The organism is Oleiphilus sp. HI0125 (assembly GCF_001635355.1).
Window position 1 is genome coordinate 1 of sequence record NZ_LWGF01000863.1, and the last position, 787, is coordinate 787.

The 787-nt window shown below is 46.0% G+C and carries 1 protein-coding gene; it reads right to left on the reverse strand.

What is annotated here, in order from left to right:
* Nucleotides 1–787, reverse strand: a 787-nt coding sequence (ychF, locus tag A3762_RS14105; RefSeq protein WP_068756149.1) for a redox-regulated ATPase YchF, incomplete at both ends; no start/stop codon positions are given.

The window sequence follows — 787 nt, forward strand, 5'->3', positions numbered from 1 at the left end:
TCACCGTTGAATTCGATGTAGTCGTCATAGGCTACTACTTCAGCTCTAATGAAGCCTTTTTCGAAATCTGTATGTATCACGGCAGCTGCTTTTGGCGCAGTGTCACCGGCTTTCATTGTCCATGCACGCACTTCTTTTTTGCCTGCAGTGAAATAGGTTTGTAAACCTAGTAGTTCGTAGCCTGCGCGAATAACACGATCAAGGCCTGGCTCTTCCATGCCTAAGTCAGCAAGAAATTCATCACGCTCTTCATCTTCTAGCTCTGAAATTTCAGCTTCTAACTTATTGCAGATAGGTACAACGACAGCGTTTTCTTTTTCAGCGATTTCGCGCACGGCATCGAGGTGTGGATTGTTCTCAAAACCGTCTTCATCTACGTTAGCGATGTACATGGTTGGCTTGATCGTTAGAAGACATAGCTCTTTGATGGTTTTAAGTTCGTCCTCATCTAAGCCTAATGCGCGAACTGGCAGACCTTCGTTGAGGTGAGGGAGTAATTTGCTCTCTAAAAGCGCTAGTGCTTTCTTAGCATCTTTGTCGCCACTTTTAGCTGTACGCGTGTAACGCTTTACCGCTTTTTCTACGGTATCTAGGTCGGCAAGCGCAAGCTCTGTGTTAATGACGTCGACGTCAGCTTGGGGGTTAACTTTTGCTGAGACGTGCACAACGTTCTCATCTTCAAAGCAGCGTACTACGTGCGCGATAGCGTCTGTTTCACGAATATTGGCTAAGAATTGGTTACCAAGACCTTCACCTTTAGAGGCCCCTTCAACAAGTCCTGCAATGT